The sequence below is a fragment of the Weissella oryzae SG25 genome, from assembly GCF_000691805.2.
Lineage (GTDB): Bacteria > Bacillota > Bacilli > Lactobacillales > Lactobacillaceae > Weissella > Weissella oryzae.
This window is the reverse complement of the sequence record NZ_DF820485.1, coordinates 182,039-199,258: the sequence shown is the minus strand read 5'-3', so window position 1 is coordinate 199,258 and position 17,220 is coordinate 182,039. Positions and strand designations below refer to the sequence as shown.

Annotated in this window: 21 protein-coding genes; 10 read left to right on the top strand and 11 right to left on the bottom strand. The window is 37.7% G+C overall.

Translation table 11 applies throughout. The annotated features are described in order from the left end of the window. Window positions 1-59: 59 nt before the first annotated feature. Together TT13_RS02455 and TT13_RS11720 are read right to left on the bottom strand one after the other, a co-directional pair. Complete coding sequence (locus TT13_RS02455) at window positions 60-500, bottom strand: hypothetical protein (RefSeq protein WP_027698515.1); 441 nt, start codon at window positions 498-500, stop codon at window positions 60-62. Between the two features lie 71 nt (window positions 501-571). Beyond that, entirely contained in the window at window positions 572-823 is a 252-nt protein-coding gene (locus TT13_RS11720) for a helix-turn-helix domain-containing protein (protein WP_027698514.1), read from the bottom strand. A gap of 129 nt (window positions 824-952) precedes the next feature. Between TT13_RS11720 and TT13_RS02445 the strand changes: the two genes are divergently transcribed. Next, the gene (locus TT13_RS02445) at window positions 953-1,171 is read left to right on the top strand and encodes a hypothetical protein (protein WP_027698513.1); all 219 of its coding nucleotides are present in this window, start codon (window positions 953-955) and stop codon (window positions 1,169-1,171) included. On the opposite strand, the gene TT13_RS11235 is transcribed toward TT13_RS02445, so the two are convergent. The 6 genes from TT13_RS11235 to TT13_RS02425 are packed head-to-tail and all read right to left on the bottom strand — an operon-like array spanning window position 1,154 to window position 3,310. Continuing rightward, window positions 1,154-1,297 (bottom strand): hypothetical protein, encoded by a 144-nt coding sequence (locus TT13_RS11235; protein WP_190279605.1) that lies wholly within the window; start codon window positions 1,295-1,297, stop codon window positions 1,154-1,156. The genes TT13_RS02445 and TT13_RS11235 overlap by 18 nt on opposite strands. Beyond that, window positions 1,297-1,443, bottom strand: coding sequence for a hypothetical protein (locus TT13_RS11230; RefSeq protein WP_190279604.1), 147 nt, complete (start codon window positions 1,441-1,443; stop codon window positions 1,297-1,299). Before TT13_RS11230 ends, TT13_RS11235 begins: the two co-directional genes overlap by 1 nt. A 20-nt stretch (window positions 1,444-1,463) precedes the next feature. After that, on the bottom strand, window positions 1,464-1,688 hold the full coding sequence (locus TT13_RS02440) for a hypothetical protein (protein ID WP_027698512.1): 225 nt from the start codon (window positions 1,686-1,688) through the stop codon (window positions 1,464-1,466). A gap of 15 nt (window positions 1,689-1,703) precedes the next feature. Next, window positions 1,704-2,495, bottom strand: coding sequence for a phage antirepressor (locus TT13_RS02435; RefSeq protein WP_027698511.1), 792 nt, complete (start codon window positions 2,493-2,495; stop codon window positions 1,704-1,706). After that, window positions 2,495-3,070 carry a BRO-N domain-containing protein gene (locus tag TT13_RS02430; protein ID WP_052348512.1) on the bottom strand — a complete coding sequence of 192 codons (576 nt, stop codon included), beginning with the start codon at window positions 3,068-3,070 and terminating at the stop codon, window positions 2,495-2,497. Before TT13_RS02430 ends, TT13_RS02435 begins: the two co-directional genes overlap by 1 nt. 3 nt (window positions 3,071-3,073) lie before the next feature. Next, window positions 3,074-3,310 (bottom strand): MarR family transcriptional regulator, encoded by a 237-nt coding sequence (locus TT13_RS02425; protein ID WP_027698510.1) that lies wholly within the window; start codon window positions 3,308-3,310, stop codon window positions 3,074-3,076. 270 nt (window positions 3,311-3,580) lie between these two features. Here TT13_RS02425 and TT13_RS02420 point away from each other — a divergent pair, with 270 nt between their 5' ends. From TT13_RS02420 to TT13_RS02400, 4 genes are all read left to right on the top strand, one after another. Continuing rightward, on the top strand, window positions 3,581-3,934 hold the full coding sequence (locus TT13_RS02420) for a helix-turn-helix domain-containing protein (RefSeq protein ID WP_027698509.1): 354 nt from the start codon (window positions 3,581-3,583) through the stop codon (window positions 3,932-3,934). Next, entirely contained in the window at window positions 3,915-5,168 is a 1,254-nt protein-coding gene (locus TT13_RS02415) for an ImmA/IrrE family metallo-endopeptidase (RefSeq protein WP_027698508.1), read from the top strand. Before TT13_RS02420 ends, TT13_RS02415 begins: the two co-directional genes overlap by 20 nt. A gap of 554 nt (window positions 5,169-5,722) precedes the next feature. Beyond that, window positions 5,723-6,172 carry a hypothetical protein gene (locus TT13_RS02405; protein ID WP_045476426.1) on the top strand — a complete coding sequence of 150 codons (450 nt, stop codon included), beginning with the start codon at window positions 5,723-5,725 and terminating at the stop codon, window positions 6,170-6,172. A 176-nt stretch (window positions 6,173-6,348) separates the two neighbouring features. Then, window positions 6,349-7,428 carry a tyrosine-type recombinase/integrase gene (locus tag TT13_RS02400; RefSeq protein WP_027698505.1) on the top strand — a complete coding sequence of 360 codons (1,080 nt, stop codon included), beginning with the start codon at window positions 6,349-6,351 and terminating at the stop codon, window positions 7,426-7,428. A 155-nt stretch (window positions 7,429-7,583) separates the two neighbouring features. Here TT13_RS02400 and asnS read toward each other — a convergent pair whose 3' ends face one another. The 3 genes from asnS to TT13_RS02385 all read right to left on the bottom strand — a co-directional run bounded on the left by asnS (window position 7,584) and on the right by TT13_RS02385 (window position 12,308). Further along, a complete protein-coding gene (asnS, locus tag TT13_RS02395) occupies window positions 7,584-8,879 on the bottom strand; it encodes an asparagine--tRNA ligase (RefSeq protein WP_027698504.1) in 1,296 nt (431 codons plus the stop codon). A 25-nt stretch (window positions 8,880-8,904) separates the two neighbouring features. Continuing rightward, window positions 8,905-9,429, bottom strand: coding sequence for a hypothetical protein (locus TT13_RS02390; protein WP_027698503.1), 525 nt, complete (start codon window positions 9,427-9,429; stop codon window positions 8,905-8,907). 68 nt (window positions 9,430-9,497) lie between these two features. Then, a complete protein-coding gene (locus tag TT13_RS02385) occupies window positions 9,498-12,308 on the bottom strand; it encodes a helicase C-terminal domain-containing protein (protein ID WP_027698502.1) in 2,811 nt (936 codons plus the stop codon). 121 nt (window positions 12,309-12,429) lie between these two features. Here TT13_RS02385 and mvk point away from each other — a divergent pair, with 121 nt between their 5' ends. From mvk to TT13_RS02360, 5 genes are all read left to right on the top strand, one after another. Beyond that, a complete protein-coding gene (gene mvk, locus TT13_RS02380; RefSeq protein ID WP_027698501.1) occupies window positions 12,430-13,371 on the top strand; it encodes a mevalonate kinase in 942 nt (313 codons plus the stop codon). 2 nt (window positions 13,372-13,373) lie between these two features. Next, complete coding sequence (gene mvaD / locus TT13_RS02375) at window positions 13,374-14,366, top strand: diphosphomevalonate decarboxylase (RefSeq protein ID WP_027698500.1); 993 nt, start codon at window positions 13,374-13,376, stop codon at window positions 14,364-14,366. Further along, complete coding sequence (locus tag TT13_RS02370; RefSeq protein WP_027698499.1) at window positions 14,359-15,387, top strand: phosphomevalonate kinase; 1,029 nt, start codon at window positions 14,359-14,361, stop codon at window positions 15,385-15,387. The genes mvaD and TT13_RS02370 overlap by 8 nt, the downstream gene beginning before the upstream one ends. A 15-nt stretch (window positions 15,388-15,402) precedes the next feature. Further along, a complete protein-coding gene (gene fni / locus TT13_RS02365) occupies window positions 15,403-16,437 on the top strand; it encodes a type 2 isopentenyl-diphosphate Delta-isomerase (protein WP_027698498.1) in 1,035 nt (344 codons plus the stop codon). 119 nt (window positions 16,438-16,556) lie between these two features. Further along, the gene (locus TT13_RS02360) at window positions 16,557-17,108 is read left to right on the top strand and encodes a TetR/AcrR family transcriptional regulator (RefSeq protein WP_027698497.1); all 552 of its coding nucleotides are present in this window, start codon (window positions 16,557-16,559) and stop codon (window positions 17,106-17,108) included. Window positions 17,109-17,220: the final 112 nt, after the last annotated feature.

The following is a 17,220-nucleotide window of genomic DNA, read 5'->3' as shown; positions in this document are numbered from 1 at the left end:
GTACCTCGGTACCATCCGATAAAGTAAACGTTTGAAATTCTGCTGGGTCGAGCTGACCATCAAGCATGTTCATTGTCATAGTCCTCCACTCGCACTGTTGACGTTTCGAAGTTCATGCGTGGAAACTTATTTTTTAGACTATCTAACTCTGATTGATTGAATCGAGTCTTAAATTGAGTATCCTGGTGGTTACCTTCTAAAGAAGATGCAAAAGTATGCCATTTCACCTGACTGCCAGCTACTGTTATTTCATTTAGAACACCTAAATCATTAATTGGTGATAGTACATAATAAAGCTGTTCTTGCTGAGCTTTTAATTCAGCTTCACTTAATAATGCGGTTAACAAAACAATTTCGTTCTTCTGAGCAGTTTTAATTTGTGATACTAGTTCAGTACTTGTTTCATCAAACCCACCTAGAAAGGCTGTTAATGCTTTAGAACTTTTTGCGCTCTCCAACAATTTATTCAGTGTTGAGATTGCTTCTTGAATATCTGACATGATTAACTCCTATATGTTTTGCGACGATTTACCTCACGTGATAAAATCAAGAGGTAAATTTTTGTCGAGAATTATTTACTTTGCACGTTAGTGGTGGCAGCCATTGACGTGCTTTTTTGTGTTTCCAGCACCTTCAAATCATTCATATCCATGTTTAAAGCTAATGCAATTTTTGTAATGTTACGTAACGTTATGTTATTCCTTGAATTATTTTTTATTCCATACGTTACAGATCTCGATAAACCTGTAACATCTGATAACCAACTCCAATTATGATTTTGATTGTCTAAATACGGCTGAATTGTATCTCTTATATATTTCATAACTCTCTGTTATATTTCCTTTCGTTTTTGTTTTACAATGTGTATAATACACATTAGGATTTATCGAATTGTGACTTACTAAATCGCAAAAGATTAATACCAAATATTTACTAGAAAAGAGAATATTATATGGCTAAAAATTTTAAGATCAGCAGCAAGTCAGACATGAGAAAATTTGGTAAACAATTAGAAAGTGATGTAAAAAAACTTGCTAAAGATTCGCTATCATCACAATTATTTGACGTTACCTGTCCTCATTGTGAAGCAAGTGTCTCAGTACCTGAGGGACGAAGTAATTGCCCACAGTGTGGAGAACCAATCAAACTAAATTTAGATTTCCAATTCTAATTTAAGTTCATTAATTTTTCCTATCGTGTCCGAAACCTGACTAAGCTGACTATCAAGTTGCTCGGTCAGTTTTTTTAATTCATCTACTCCATTCAACTTTACAGATAAACTAATATCGTTTGTCATCATCCCACCTCCGTATATTTAAAAAATTTGACTATCATTAAATGAACTAAATTAACAAGTCCGACTAACGCTCCTCCTGTTGCTAAAATCACTGCAACAAAACCCAAGAGCAGTTTTAAGTCATCAATAGTTATTGCGTGGTACATGTTCTCACCTCCCTTCATAGTTAGTCATACCAATTTCTAAGCTTATAAAACCTAAGAACATCAGAGCGTTTGTACTTGGAACGATTACCATTTCCCATGTCTGGTACTTCTCTCTTGAATTTAGACGTATACCTGATAGTTGCAGAAAAGTTCTGGACTGACCTACCAAATATGCAAGCTGCAACTTCACTAACATTCATCATAGGTAATCCACGGTCCTTGATTTCAGACACCTTCCTAGACATTACTTTGCCTCCTAATTAAATTGATTCTTGCGAAGTGCTGACCTCTCGTTCAATGCTAGGTAGGATGCCTTCGTTTTTTAACAAGTTATAAATAAATACACGTCCTTTTTGAGTCCATTTAGTATTCATAACAACCTTATCCTGACCAACACGCTGCGAAATATCTTGTGTTTCACTAAACGTATAGCCGTGATTCTTATGCTTTGAATAGAGTAACCATTGACCACCAACCTTATGTTGAACTCTTAACTGATAAAGCTTTGCGTTCATTTTTTGAGCAGACCAACCATAATCTTCTGCAATTTGACTAATTGTTACTAGGGACTTTGATTTCATAATCTTGTCGTAGTAATCAGCCTTTGGACGACTTTCTGCAACTTGCTGTGCCAGCATTAATTTCTCAGCTCTCTCTTGCTTCACCTGTGTAGCAAGCTTAATAATCGTGTCTGGGTCGGCTAGGACTTCCTCCACCTTAGCGTCTGTAAGATAAACACCATGTTTATTAATAGATGGAAGGACTTCTTCATATAACCAATCTTGAAATTTGTTTGCTAATGGCAAATGACTTTCACCTAGTAATTGGAATACACCAGATTGAGAAATAACTACCATTTCTTGGTTCCCTGAGGGGGTAGTGATTTGCGACCCCCTCTTATATTTTGCTTTAACGTGTGTTTTAAGAGCGTCCTTGGTATTCACATAGCCAATTGCCTCTGCTACATCTTTACCAACAAAATAAATTTCATCGTCAATCAGCGTTGTTCTAACTTCATTTTGTTCAAAATTAAAAATTTTCACTTCATCCATCACATAACCTCCATCATTTGCTGACCCAACTGATTAATGAGTCTTTGACGAATTACTGGATCACTCACTCGTTCAGCAATTTTTAAACGCGTTTCCATCTGTCGTGTTTCAGCATTCAATTTCATTGCGTAATTTCGAGCATTTTTTGACTTACGCTCCTCTCGCAACTCTTTTTCGTCTTCAATTAAATACCAATCATTCATTGAGACATTTGTTTGTACCTGATAGATACCGGTTTTGCGAATTGACGGTAGAACTTCATCAAATACCCATTTTTGAAATTCTTTCGCTTTCGCTTTAATTTCTGGATTATTACCCTGTCGCGCTGCACCAAAGATCAAAGCATATAGTCCAGGCTCAGTTACAAACTTCTTAGATTGCTTACGACCTAAGCTATCGATGACCTCGTGGTCCGCTAGGTCATCTTTATCGACATAATTTTTGATAGCATCCCATGGGTTTGCAAAACTTAATGCTTTTGCTGCCTCGGTTGCACCAAAATATTCTTTTCCATCAATCTCGATAATTGGCAATTTACCAAATGCCGAACTATTAAACACTTGTATCTCGTTCATTTTCTAAACCTCTTCTACTTTCTTTTTACGTAATACTTCTTTTTGCTTTAACTCAATATAGTCAAGAGCATATTGCCATCGCCTTTTATCTAAGCTGCTAGCCGTCTTTCCATCAGCTAAAACCATCTTATTTACTAATGTGGTCATTTGACTTTTACTTATACCTAGAAAATCAGCAACATTTTGTTGAATGATGTGAGCTTTTCCTAGCTCCTCACTCCAATCACCTTTATCTGACACAGTTGTCACCTCCATTGAAATTTGTACGAAGTTTATAAACAAAGTTGACACAGTACCCTGTTGGATACTATAATTACACACATAAACAAACGTTACTAAAACGCCTAATAATTTATTTTCATAAGCCTGCAAGCTATTAAATATTATGGCTTTTGTACTCCGTTTAATAACTAGGTACATGATTTATAATAGACCCAGTTGGATACTTTGTCAACGAAAAAGATACTTTAGGATACTCTATTATAAATTAGTGCCCTTTGAGGTATTGATATGACACTATTTGAACGAATTAAAGAAACAGCAAAAAAACAAGGTATTTCCATAACAGAATTATCTTCGAATGCCGGTCTTGGTGAAAAAACTATCTATAAGTGGAAAACCCAAGAGCCGAAAGTCGAAACTCTAAAAAAAGTAGCAAAAGAGTTAAACGTTTCAGTCGATTACCTACTTGGTAATACAGATGATCCTCAACCAACTAGTCGAAGATTCGTAGAAAGTGGTCTTTCTCGTGCAGATGATAAATTAAACGATATTACGGCTACCGGAGCTGATATGTCAGATACGGAACTAAAAAAAGTTCTTGACTACATGGGGTTAATAAAAGATGCGCGAAAAGAAAACTGATTGGAAAAAAATTAACGCTGCGGTAGCCAGTAGTTATGTAGAGCTGAACCCTAAAAGTATCCCTTTTAATCTCTTTGAAGAAATAAAAAAAATTCAAAATTTTAATATCTCTTCGTATCAAGAAATTTCCAAAGTGTTGCATATAGATGTTGAATCGTTAAAGCAAAAATTCCACTCAAATTCTGATGATGCATTCATTAGAAAATTTCACGACAATACCACGGGAAAAGATTTATTCACCGTTTTTTATAATGATGATCCTCTTCGATTGCCTATCGGCAGAATTAGGTTCAGCATTGCTCACGAACTTGGACATTACTTCTTGGGACATTTGAATAAATCAGAAACACAATTAGATCGAGGCGGCCTTAGTGAAGATTTTTATGACGAGCTCGAGGACGAAGCAAATAATTTTGCTTCCTTGTTCTTAATTAATCCAATTTTTATAACTGAGCAAGATAACGCAAAGTCGATTGAAAAAAAGTTCGATGTGTCAACACAAGCTGCTAAAGTTGCTTATAGAAGAATAAAAGCTCATCCTTTCATAAAGCGTCAATGGAAAGAAAGATTAATCTCAGATTCCAAAATTTCGTTTATCATACGAAAGAACTATACCGAACACTTGCCTGGATATGGTTATAAAAGTTTTTTTGAAGGCTTTAAGATAAAATTCTTACCATTTATAGTTTGCAATAATTGCAACTCTTTTAGTTTTACATTCTCAGATGAAGTCGCTTTTTGCCCAGTTTGTGCAAGTAAAGATATTCGCTTAGAAGATAAAACTGCTAAATTTCACGAAACAGAGGAACAAAAATTGTTTGAATATAAAAAATTTAATGTAGCTGGCAAGCCAAGCCACTTAAGTGAAGAGTGCCCTAATTGCGGTTCTGAAATAGATTATCAATCTAATTTCTGTGAAATATGCGGTTTATTCTTAATTAATCGTTGTACTGGACAAGACGAGATGAATTTTGCAAGGAACAAGAGCACTAATGAATTTTTATATCTAACAGTTTATGGTCCGTTCGGAAATGATGATGCCCGAATAGATGTCACCTCTAAGAACCTATTATCCAATACAAACTTTCAAACCGATTGTGATTATGCTTGTTCAGGTAAGGCGCGATACTGCGCAAAATGCGGGAGCGTAACCACCTTTTATGTTCAAAGCCTATTTGACAACTGGCAAGAAGAAAAAATGAATGCTGCATTACCTGCGGATCTACCATTTTAAATATAGTTGGGGTTAATTATGACTAAATACTTTGCATTCGACGTAGTTGGCAACCCTTCCCGCCTTATTGGTGAATGTCCTGGTTGCCAATATAATCTAGATGGAAAGACTGATTTCTGTCCTGAATGTGACACCTATGTAGTTAATAGATGTACTGGGCACACTTTAGTCGAGCTTATAACGGATACTGAGAGCAATCTAGTGACTAGTGATCCGTTTGAGGACTTCAAAAACCACAAGATAAATATTCATGTGCTTGATTCTGACATAAAATACTCAGGGTGTGGAAGCTACTGCTCAGGAAGCGCTAGGTATTGTCCAAAATGCGGTAATATAACTACGTTTACATTTCAATCTATGTTTGATGATTCAATTAATAAAGAAACTGGCACGTCTAATTCGAATCCTTACTTTCCGGATATTGTTAAATCACGTTTAAAGTAGCTGTTTAATTACACATATATTTGTGATTTGTATAACAATACGTGCAAACATGATCCACGTTAAAAGCTTTGCATTATAGTGAACTGGGTATCACTATTGAGGAGTTTCAAATGGATTCTAAGGTTAAGAAGCCTTTCTATAAGCGTGTATGGTTTTGGGTAATTGCAGTTATTGTATTGCTAGCAATCGGTGGTGCAATGGGGGGGAACAAAAATTCAAAAACATCCGCTACAACTTCAAGCTCAAGCTCTACATCTAAAGCTTCTAGTTCTTCTTCAGTGGCCTCTCAAAAATGGTCACAAGCTGACTATGATGCTTTGACAGCTGGAGATATTGTTAATAATGGTGCTGGTGGTGAAAACATGGACACTGTTACATCTAAGTTTGGTAAAGCTTCTACAGTAACGGAGTCAACAATCAGCAATACTACTGTAAAAACTGCTATTTGGACAAATACTAATGGTGACATGGGTTCAGGTTCAAATGTTACTTTACAGTTTGCTAAACAAGACGATGGTACATGGTTGCTTACTTCAAAAGCTTCAACAGGATTAAAGTAATAGCAATTTTTTAAAATAAAAAATCCACATCCCCCGCCTGGCAGCAAAGTGATGTGGATTTAGAGCTTTGAACCCTACTCGTCAATTTAACGGGCTTGATTCTGTTTATTAGTATATCAGACCCGAGCAAGTCTTTAAACTGCTCAATTTTACAAACGAAAGGTTAGGTTTAACCTATGTCAGTTAGCAAACAATCCAATGGTAAATGGCGCGCTGTCTTTAGCTATGTTGTTAATGGAGAACGCAAACGTAAGACTAAGATTTTTCGTACCAAAGGTGAAGCAAATAGTTGGCTTGCACAGTGGCAAGCTGATAATGATCCGCTAAGACTAGAAGCATCCTCTACCCTATTCTCTGACTATTTTAATCAGTACTTAGAGACTCATGTATTGTCAGGTATTAAAGAGAGTACCCAGGCTAATTGGTATGCCGTTCAAAAATATATTGTGGATAAATATTTTTCAAGCCTATATTTAGACCAAATTACGCGTAACATTTATCAACGCTTTCTAAATGATTATTCTAAGACACATGCTAGGAATACTGTTAAAAAAAGAAATCAGATAGTTAAAATGGTAATTGGCCAAGCTTTTCATGATGGTTTAATCAAGACTGACCCAACCTACAATGTGCGTATATCAGGTAGTGATGGCAAATCATCAGATGAAAAATTTCTTGAAGCAGATGAGTATCAGAGGCTAATTGATTACATCCGTTCATCTGAGAAGCTAATAACTTGGCACACAAGCTTCTTTGTATACCTCATTGCCTTATCAGGTCTCAGAGCTGGTGAAGCATTGGCGCTTACTACTGATGACATAGATGTAGAATCACAAACACTATCGGTCACAAAGACAAAACAGCGTTCAGGTGAAAATGCAACACCTAAAACTAAAAATTCTATAAGAGATATAAAGCTGCCTAAGGCCTTCTTTGACGACTATCAAAAATATATTCTTAATCATAACTTCAATGATAAAAAAGAACTCTTTGATGGGCGCAAATTTGCAACTATTAATAATAAGTGGCTGCATCGCATTGAGGAGGAACTTAATTTTAAAAACCTTGTTTCTATTCATGGTTTGCGCCATTCCCATGCCAGTTATTTAATCGCAAACGGAATCGACATTAACTATATTTCCAAACGACTAGGCCACGCTGATACCACAATTACATTACGAGTTTATGCCCATTTATTGCAAGTTAAACAAGTGAGTGAAGAAAGTAAAACTCTAGATATATTGTCTAAAATCTAGCATATTTCGGGTGCCTTTTTTGTGCCCAAAAATAAAAAATGTGCCTTTTTGTGCCCTAAATCATAGCCAAAATAGGTGAAAATGGGCAATTTATAGTAAATAAAAAACACCCACAAACGCCTATAAATAAGGGTTTGTAAGTGTTTATCTATCTTTTAAGGCCAAAGACGATTCATTGTACGTGGGAATGGGATTGCCTCACGAATATGCTCTTCACCTGTAATCCAAGTGACTGCACGTTCAAGACCTAAGCCAAACCCAGAGTGCGGTACTGAACCAAAGCGCCGCAAATCTAAGTACCAAGAATACTCTTCGAGATCTAAGCCTTGTTCTTTAATCCGTGCTTCAAGATAATCATAGTCAGTATCACGTTCTGAACCACCAATGATTTCTCCATATCCTTCAGGAGCCAACAAATCAGCCGAAATTACGACATCGTCACGATCTGGATGACGCTTCATATAGAAGGCCTTAATTTCCTTAGGGAAGTTAGTAATAAAGACTGGCTTATTAAAGTGATTTGCCAAGAATGTTTCTTCAGGTGAACCAAAGTCAACACCCCATTCAACATCAAAGTCATTCTCTTGTAGCAATTTAACAGCATCGTCATAAGACACACGTGGATAAGGTAATTGCGTATATGATGCAAGCAATTCCTTATCACGACCTAACAAATCAAGTTCATATTCATTACGATCCAAAACTGCTTGAATTAGGTAAGCAATATACTTTTCTTGAACCTTTAAAGAATCCTCTTGGGTCATCCAAGCCATCTCTGGCTCAATCATCCAAAATTCAGTTAAGTGACGTCGAGTCTTGGACTTTTCTGCTCTAAAGGTAGGTCCAAAAGTAAATACCCGTCCAAAGGCCATTGCTCCAGCTTCCGCATAGAGTTGACCAGTTTGTGACATATAAGCGTCTGTATCAAAATACTCTGTATGGAAAAGCTCAGTTGTTCCTTCAGGTGCTGAACCTGTCAAAATTGGTGAATCAATTTTGATGAAACCTTCTTTGTTAAAGAACTCATAAGTTGCAGCAATAATCGTATTACGAATTCGCAAAACTGCAAATGGTTGAATATGGCGCAAGTAAAGATGCCGGTGATCCATCAAAAAGTCAGTTCCGTGCTCCTTAGGTGTAATTGGATAACCATTTGATTCCCCAACCACTGTTAAGTCACGCACTTGTAGCTCATAGCCAAAAGGTGAACGCTCATCTTTTTTGATTGTTCCAATTAGATACATGCTAGTTTCTTGAGTTAATTCTTTAACCTTAGCAAAGATTTCCTCACCAACATTTTCTTTCACAACAACACCTTGGAAAAAAGCTGTCCCGTCGCGTAATTGTAAAAATTGCATCTTACCCGAACCACGCTTATTGCGTAACCATGCACCGATGCGAACTTCTTGGTCAACAAAGTTCTTGGCATCCTCGATACGGATTGTTTCCATTTTTACCTACCTCTTCTTCTTATCATTACAAATTCTGAATTGTCCGTACTTCTTGGCCATTTGAAATTTGGTAAGTGATAAAGTTCATATTGCCAGATTTATCAATAAAGGTTACATCCCAAACTGGAACATCCTGATAAAGAGTCATCCCCAATGATGTAATCTGCTTGGGATGATATTCACTTTCAACTTGCCTACGAACTGCTCCGCTTGTCATCTTGCCTTGCATATCAACTGTAGTTGCATGATTGGTCAAGCGATTGTTGCTTGTACTGTAAATGACTGCGCTGGCTTCATTTTTAGGATTTTTACCTAATAAACTATAAAAGGTTACACCATCTCTTGAAAGGTGATAGAAACTATCAACACTCTTCAATTTTTTATCATTCACAACTAATGCTTCATACTTGTCTTGTGCCTTGATAACCGGGCTCATTGCACTGTCAAAAAAAGCCCAAATCAAGCCAAATATGATAAATAATATCAATATTGCATATAACCACTTTGTACCACGGTGCCGTCGTCTGTGAACCTGCGAGCGCATCTCCATTAGTTGATGACTCCTTTCATCGAAAATCATACTTACTTAGAATATCAAATTTTATGAGCAGATAAAAGCTATTTATGATGCTTTACGAAAAATTCACGTACATTATCTACTATCTCAGTTGAATTAAGTTCGACTTGTGGTAACTCCTTTGGTAGCATCTTTTGCAAAGTTTTCCCATAACGTTTATTTAGCATTCGACTATCAAAAATCACGATTACACCATAGTCATCCTGACGTCGAATTAATCGACCAACTCCCTGACGTAATTTTAGAACCGCCTTAGGTAAGGTATTTTGATAAAAAGGTTGTTTACCTTCACTCAATAGCACTGCTTCTTCTGCCTTTTGCACCATACTATCTGGTTGTTCAAATGGAATCCGGGTCATTAAAACCATCCGTACTTGCTGATCAGGCAAATCAATTCCTTCCCAAAAACTAGCAGCTCCCAAAACGACTAAATGCTGCTCTTTTTGCATCCGCTTCAATAATTTCTGCGGTCCCCCAGAAATTCCTTGTGCCAAAACCGTCATGTTACTTTGGGCAAATTGATGACTATTTTGTAGCAACGAAAACACATGCTGCAACATTTCATGCGAGGTAAACAGTACTAAGGTATTTTCTTGCACGGTAGTTGTCAAAGCGATAATTTGTTTAGCTAAATAAGCACCATAGCGGCTATCATTTACATCTGGTGCATCTTTGGCAATTATAAATTCAGCTTGCTTAGCATAGTCAAATACTTCTGGAAAACGGAAGCTAGTACTCTGACTACGATCAATATTTAAACGGTCGTATAGATAAGTTGATTTGCTGGAAGTAAATAGTGTTGCACCAACTAAGGTCGCTGGCTCAAAGTAAGGATATACGCGTGTTTTGAAATAATCAAAGGTATGTAATAGCCCCCCACTTAAAATAATATGATTTTCCTCTTGACGACTAATTTCAGTTATCCAAAACACACTAGCGGATGGAAAGTCCACCAATATTTGTTGAAAAGTAACTAATTGATTTTCAGCATTAGAAATTGCATTTAATAGTCGTCTGAAATCGGCCAATGTTTGTCGTTCTTCAAGAGTGAATGCCCCTTTTAATTGAGAGAATGCACTCATAATATCGTCAAGAATATCATCTAATTGTAAAGCCAATTGGTGAATTGCCTGCGTTGTATCAGCTTGGTCAATCCAATATTGAGCAAGTAGCGGCACTTCAACAGCTGCCTCACGCCGTCCATCTGTCGGCGGCGTTTTACTTGAAAGCAAAAAATGACGATACATAGTTTTCTTTAACAGCATTTCCGCCGCTTGCAAAGCTTGTAAATTGTCACCCAAATGGGCTTGAAAATTATTTCCACCAGGTAAACGCTTTAAAATTGCTCCAACATTATGCTGACTATCAGCCATCACTGTACTATATGCAAACTGAGTGTTCGCTCGCCAACGATCAAAATCTAAGGTTTGCCGACTCTGATTGATTACCGCATCGGGTAGACTTTGAGCCTCATCCAAAACTAAAAAGGGTTTTTGGTTGCGGCCTAATTCACGAGCATAGCTTGCCAAATATGCATGATTAACAACCAAAAACTGTGCCCGTTGTGCCATAATTTCTTGTCGCTCCCAGAACTCATGACCATAGAAATTTGAGCCAGCTGGATTATTCGCTGATTGTGTTAGCTTATGCAAAAAGCGTTCAGAAGCATTATTAAGATTTAAATCATCTAAATCTCCAGTTAACGTCTCCGTTAGCCAAACCAAAATCTGTGCTTTGATAAACTGCAAACTGGCCGAACCTTCATCTACTTGTAAGGCTCGATAAAAACTTTGCAAATTTAAGAAGTGACTTTTACCTTTTAAACTAACACCACGTATATCAAAAGGTAAAATATTATTTAATTCATTATTAACAACATCAACCACCTGATGTTGTAAATTAATAGTTGGCGTTGCAATTACAACTGATCGACCTTGTTCGTTTGCTAAGTATGCGTATGGTAATAGATACCCTAGCGTTTTCCCCATACCAGTTGGTGCTTCTAAGACCAGCGGCGTTGTTTCTTCATTTAGCTCATGATAATGTTCATAGATTAAATTCATTAGCTTGGCTTGCTGAGCTGAATACTTTAACTCAGGCGCCAAAATCTGTTCCATATTCGCTTTTTTTGCAGGATAGACATAACTATTTTTATTACTTAGCGGCGTTGGATTAGAAAAACGGCGAATTGCTAAGCCAGAAATAACCTGTAACTGCTTTGGTAAAGGCTGTGGTGTTGCTTGATTTATATGTAAAGCTTTTTCAAAGACGCGCTTTGTATCGCGTACTAAGGCCAATGGTAAATCGACTAACCCTTGCAAAGTTACCATTGGCAGTGAATTTACTTGCTTCAATATTTCAATCAAAAGCATTGCCGTTGCTAAAGCATCTGAATCGGCCTGATGAGGCCTTTTATGTTCAAACTTAAGATACTGTGTTAAATCACTTAACCGATAACCCGGCGCAGTTGGCCAAATAATTTGACTTAATTGCACTGTATCCAAAGCAAGATTCTTTAAAGGTGTAATGTTTTCCCGTTCAAAAGCTAAATTTAAGAATGGTAAATCAAAATTAACATTATGGGCAACAAAAATTGTGCCCACTAACATTGCATGTAAGGTAATTGCAACATCTTTAAAAGTTGGTGCACTCTTAACCATCTCATCAGTGATACCTGTTAGTTTAGTAATATTGCGTGGAATATTACTTTGTGGATTAACCAATGTTGAAAACTGATTAATCACTGTATTGTTCTGCACGAAAGCGATGGCGACCTGAATAATTCGACCCTCTTGCGCAGTCGTGCGGGTGGTTTCAAGATCAACCACAGCATAGATGTCTTTATTTTGCATCATTTTCGTACCACGTGTTCCTTAATAATCGCTTACCATTATAACATGGAGTGTTTCTCAAAAGCTTTACTTTTGATATGATGAAGACAGTATTTTTTATGAAAGTAGATTGGTGAATCCCGTGCTTAAAATTGCAACTGGTAAGAGTCACGCAAAAATTATTTTGTTAGGTGAACATGCTGTCGTTTATAATGAGCCAGCTATCGCCCTGCCGTTACCTGATTTAAATATGCTGGTAACTGTCACTAAACGTGACTTTGGTCAAATTATTTTGGCTGAAAATTATCAAGGTCCTTTAAGTGAGATGACCGAAGCCTTTGAGGGAATCCGTCAGCTAATTAATCGGCTACTAAAATTTTTTAAAATGCCAAACCTAGCATTTTCTTTAAAAATTCAATCTACCATTCCACTTGAGCGTGGAATGGGTTCGTCCGCTGCAACCGCCGTTGCGATTGTACGTGCCTTTTTCGCCCTATTTGAAACCCCCTTGAGTAATCTAGAGCTTCAACGCTGGGCAAATGTAGAAGAATCAATCACTCATGGATCACCTAGCGGCATTGATGCTGCTACTGCAGCGCACGACGTTCCAGTTTGGTTTATGAAAGGTAATCTACCTGAACCAATTGCGATGGATTTAGATGCTACCTTAATCATTGCTGATACTGGTGTGCATGGGCAAACAGGTTTAGCTGTTAGTGTTGTGCGTGAACAATTACAAAATGATCCAATTGAAACGCAAAACCACCTCACTGCATTAGGTGACCTTTCAAGAGCCGCCCGTAATTTTTTGGCAAAAAACTCAGCCGATAAACTTGGCCCTATTATGACTACAGCGCAAGAACATTTAGATGCTATTGGAGTTTCTCACCCATATTTAAATAACTTGATTAATGCTGCACTTGAAGCTGGTGCTCTTGGTGCAAAACTAACTGGTGGTGGCGTTGGTGGTGCAATGCTTGCTTTGGCTGACAATCATGCCGATATTGAAGCAATTATCGCCGCCCTAGAAAAAGCTGGTGCTCGTGAAATATGGGTTCAAAAATATCAAGTAAAAAGGGGTTAATTATGTCCGCATATACCGCACGAGCACACACAAATATTGCCCTACTAAAATATTGGGGTAAAGCAGATCAAAACTTAATCATTCCAACTACTAGTTCAGTTTCACTAACTTTAAATGAGTTTTATACTGACACGACAGTCGAATTCTTAGATAACTTAGCTGCTGATGAAATTTATTTAGATGGTGCTTTCCTAACGCAAACCAGCACCAAAAAAGTACAACATCTTTTGGACTTAGTTCGTCAAATGGCCGGCTTAACTAATTCTGCGCGGGTAACTTCTTATAACCATGTTCCCACATCTGCTGGCCTAGCATCTTCTGCCTCCGCTTTTGCTGCCTTAGCAGGTGCAGCTAGTAAGGCAGCCGGTCTAAGCCTTAGTCCAATTGAACTTTCACGCTTAGCGCGTCAAGGGTCTGGTTCTGCATCTAGATCAATTTATGGTGGTTTTGCAATTTGGGAACGTGGCTATGATGACCTTAGTTCATATGCACGGTCTATTAATGAGGAAGTATCTTGGCCAATTCAATTATTAACCGTCATTATTAACGACCAACCTAAAAAAATTAATTCTTCAAATGGCATGCAAAATGTTGTTGCTACCGATCCCTTTTATCAAAGCTGGGTTGCTCATGCAAATATTCAGGTCAATCCTATGCTCGAAGCGATTGAGCGTCATGATTTAGCTGCGATTGGTGCAATTGCTGAGGCTAATGCTTTACAAATGCATGCACAAAATATGATGGCCTCGCCAGCCTTTACCTACCTAACTGATGAAAGCTGGCAAATTATCAGCTTAGTTCAAAATCTTCGTAAAGAAGGCCTTATCGCCTATGTTACTATGGACGCCGGGCCAAATGTTAAAATCATTTCCAAGCCAAGCGACACAACTATCATTACCGAGGCAATCCAGGCATCGCTGCCAACTGCAACTATCACAGCTGCAACTCCTGGACCTGGCCTTTATATTACCAAAGGGTTAAAAATCAATGACTAAAGTTTCCGCCCCCGGTAAACTATATATTGCTGGGGAATATGCAATAACAAAGACAGGTGAGTTAGCAATTGTTGCAGCTGTTGATCGGTTTTTAACTGCTGAAATTACTGATAGCCCAAAAAACCAGCTAATCAGTAACCAATTAGGCCAATTACTTAATCCCGATACAGTCCAGCATCCCCACCCCCGTTGGACTTTAATGTTAACCCTGCTCAAACAGATTAAAGCTTTAAATCAAGCACTAACTGGAAATTCAGTATCACCTATTACAATTAATATTACCAGTAACCTTAATTTAGCTGGTCAAAAACTAGGACTTGGTTCGTCTGGAGCCTTAGTAGTGGCGGTTTTAAGTGCTGCAAATAAACATTTTGCCTGGCATCTAACCTCACTTGAACTTTTTAAAGCAGCAACGTTAACCTTGCTAAGTTTACCTACCTTTGCACGGGGTTCAATGGGCGATGTTGCTGCAGCAACCTTTGGCGGCGTCATTGCTTATCAAAAATTTGATTTAACTGCATTAAATAAATTACAAGCTGAGCTTGAGCTTGCCGCTTTAATTAAAAATCCCTGGCCAAGTTTACTCATTCAACCAATCAAGTGGCCAAATAACTGGCAATTTAATGTTGGTTGGACGGGTATTCCAGCATCAACTCAAAAACGCCTTAAACAGGTTCAAATTGAACCTAACAATGATTTTTTTCACCAATCGACTCAACTAACGCAAAAAATTATAAATGATATTGAACATGCCAACTTTTTGGCGCTAACTAACCACTTAGCAAGTATTCAACATCTACTCTTAAATTACACAGAAAAGCAAGGCCTTGTATATTTAACACCTGCCCTTAGAAAATTACTTGAGAGCGTTAATAAATTTAACTTACCTGCTAAAATTTCTGGTGCTGGTGGCGGTGACAATGGTTTTGCCATTACTATAAACCAAGCCAGTCAAGCTGCTTTATTAGTGGACTGGCAAAATAACGGTATTTTACCGCTGAATCTAAATATTTGGTTCTAATTACGGAGGCTTTTTATGGAATCTGCTCATGCACATCGCAAAGACGAACACCTTGCATTAGCTGCGGCTCAACAACGTCACGATCAACTCTCTTCTTCTTTAAATGATATTCGTCTCATTCCAAATGCCCTACCAGAAAGTGACCTAGCCGATGTTAATCTAGCCGTTGCTGACACTAAATTCCCCTTTACTAGTCCTTTTTACATTGAGGCCATGACTGGTGGTAGTCAAAAAACTGGCCAAATCAACGAGAAGTTAGCTTTGGCTGCCAAAGCAACTGGCTTAGCAATGGCTGTTGGCTCGCAAAGTATTGCCCTCAAAGATTCCAGCGTTCAGGCTAGCTTTACGATTGCTCGTCAGGCTAATCCAAACGGATTTTTAATTGCTAACATCGGTGCAGGCCATACAGCTAAAGAGGCACAACTTGCTATTGATATGATTGGTGCAAACGCTCTAGAAGTTCATATTAATGTTGCCCAAGAGCTTATTATGCCAGAAGGCGATCGTTCTTTTATCTGGGCAGATGAGCTTGCAAAAATTATTCAAACTGTTTCTGTTCCGGTGATTATCAAAGAAGTTGGTTTTGGTTTATCACAAAATAATATTCAAAGTTTGCAAGAATTAGGCGCTCAATATATCAATCTAGGTGGTCGTTCAGGGACTAATTTTGCTAAAATTGAAGATCGTCGCAATCGAAATAGCACAGCCGAACATGCCTATCTCTATGATTGGGGATTAACAACCGCTGAAAGTTTACTTGAAGCTCAAATGTTGCCAAAGCGTCCAATTATTTTTGCTACCGGTGGTATTCAAACACCTCTTGATGTGCTTAAGGCACAAATTTTAGGTGCCAAGGCAGTTGGTGTAGCCGGTCATTTCTTAAATACAATTTTAACCGCTGATACTACCGGCTTAATTAGTGAAATCCAGCAATGGCAAAATCATCTGGCAAAATTATATACCCTTGTAGGCGCCCATACTTTTGATGACCTTGAAAAGGTTGAATATGTTTTGGCACCTAATTTAAGTAACTATCTTAATCAACGCTAAAAATAAATATCCTAGCTATTATTAAGCTAGATATTAATTTACGGTAAACTTTTATAAGAGCCCTTTGTTTTTAGGCCCGGATTGCTCTTTTATAACTTATTGACATGTACAATTAAATTATGAAAAATATGTTAACGGAAAGTATTCGGCGTCAAACCGATGAGCAAATCATTGATGCAACGTTGACTTTGTTGCAAAGCCAGACCTATGACCAACTCGCAGTAACTGAGATTACTCGCGTGGCAGGCGTGTCGCGGATGGCTTTCTATCGCCATTTTGGTACAAAGGAAGCGGTTATCAATTCATTCGTCACTCAACTTACAGAAGACTTCAGTAATGAAGCAGCTGCTCTACCACTTGAGTCAGGGGCAATTGCAAATGCCTTCTTTGGCTTCATTCAAGCTAATGGTACTGCGATTGCGGTACTATTGAATTCTGGTTTACGTGAACAATTTTATCCACCATTAAGAGATATTCTGCATGGTTTATACACCGATTATCTACGTTCAAAAGCTAATGATGCAATGAGCATTGATTATGTGTCTGACTTCATCGCTTCTGGAATGTTGGCTTTAGCAATTCGCTGGTTAGCAACTGGTTTACATGAATCAGTCACTGAAATGACTAAAATTGCAGTTGAAATGACTGCAGCCCAACAAGCAACCTTATAATTTTATAACCATTGATCCACTTATTTGATGAATGCTTATCAAATGAGTGTTTTTTTATACAATAGCAGATTCTTTATTAGACTGTTAGAATGATAGTTACTTTATACACTGG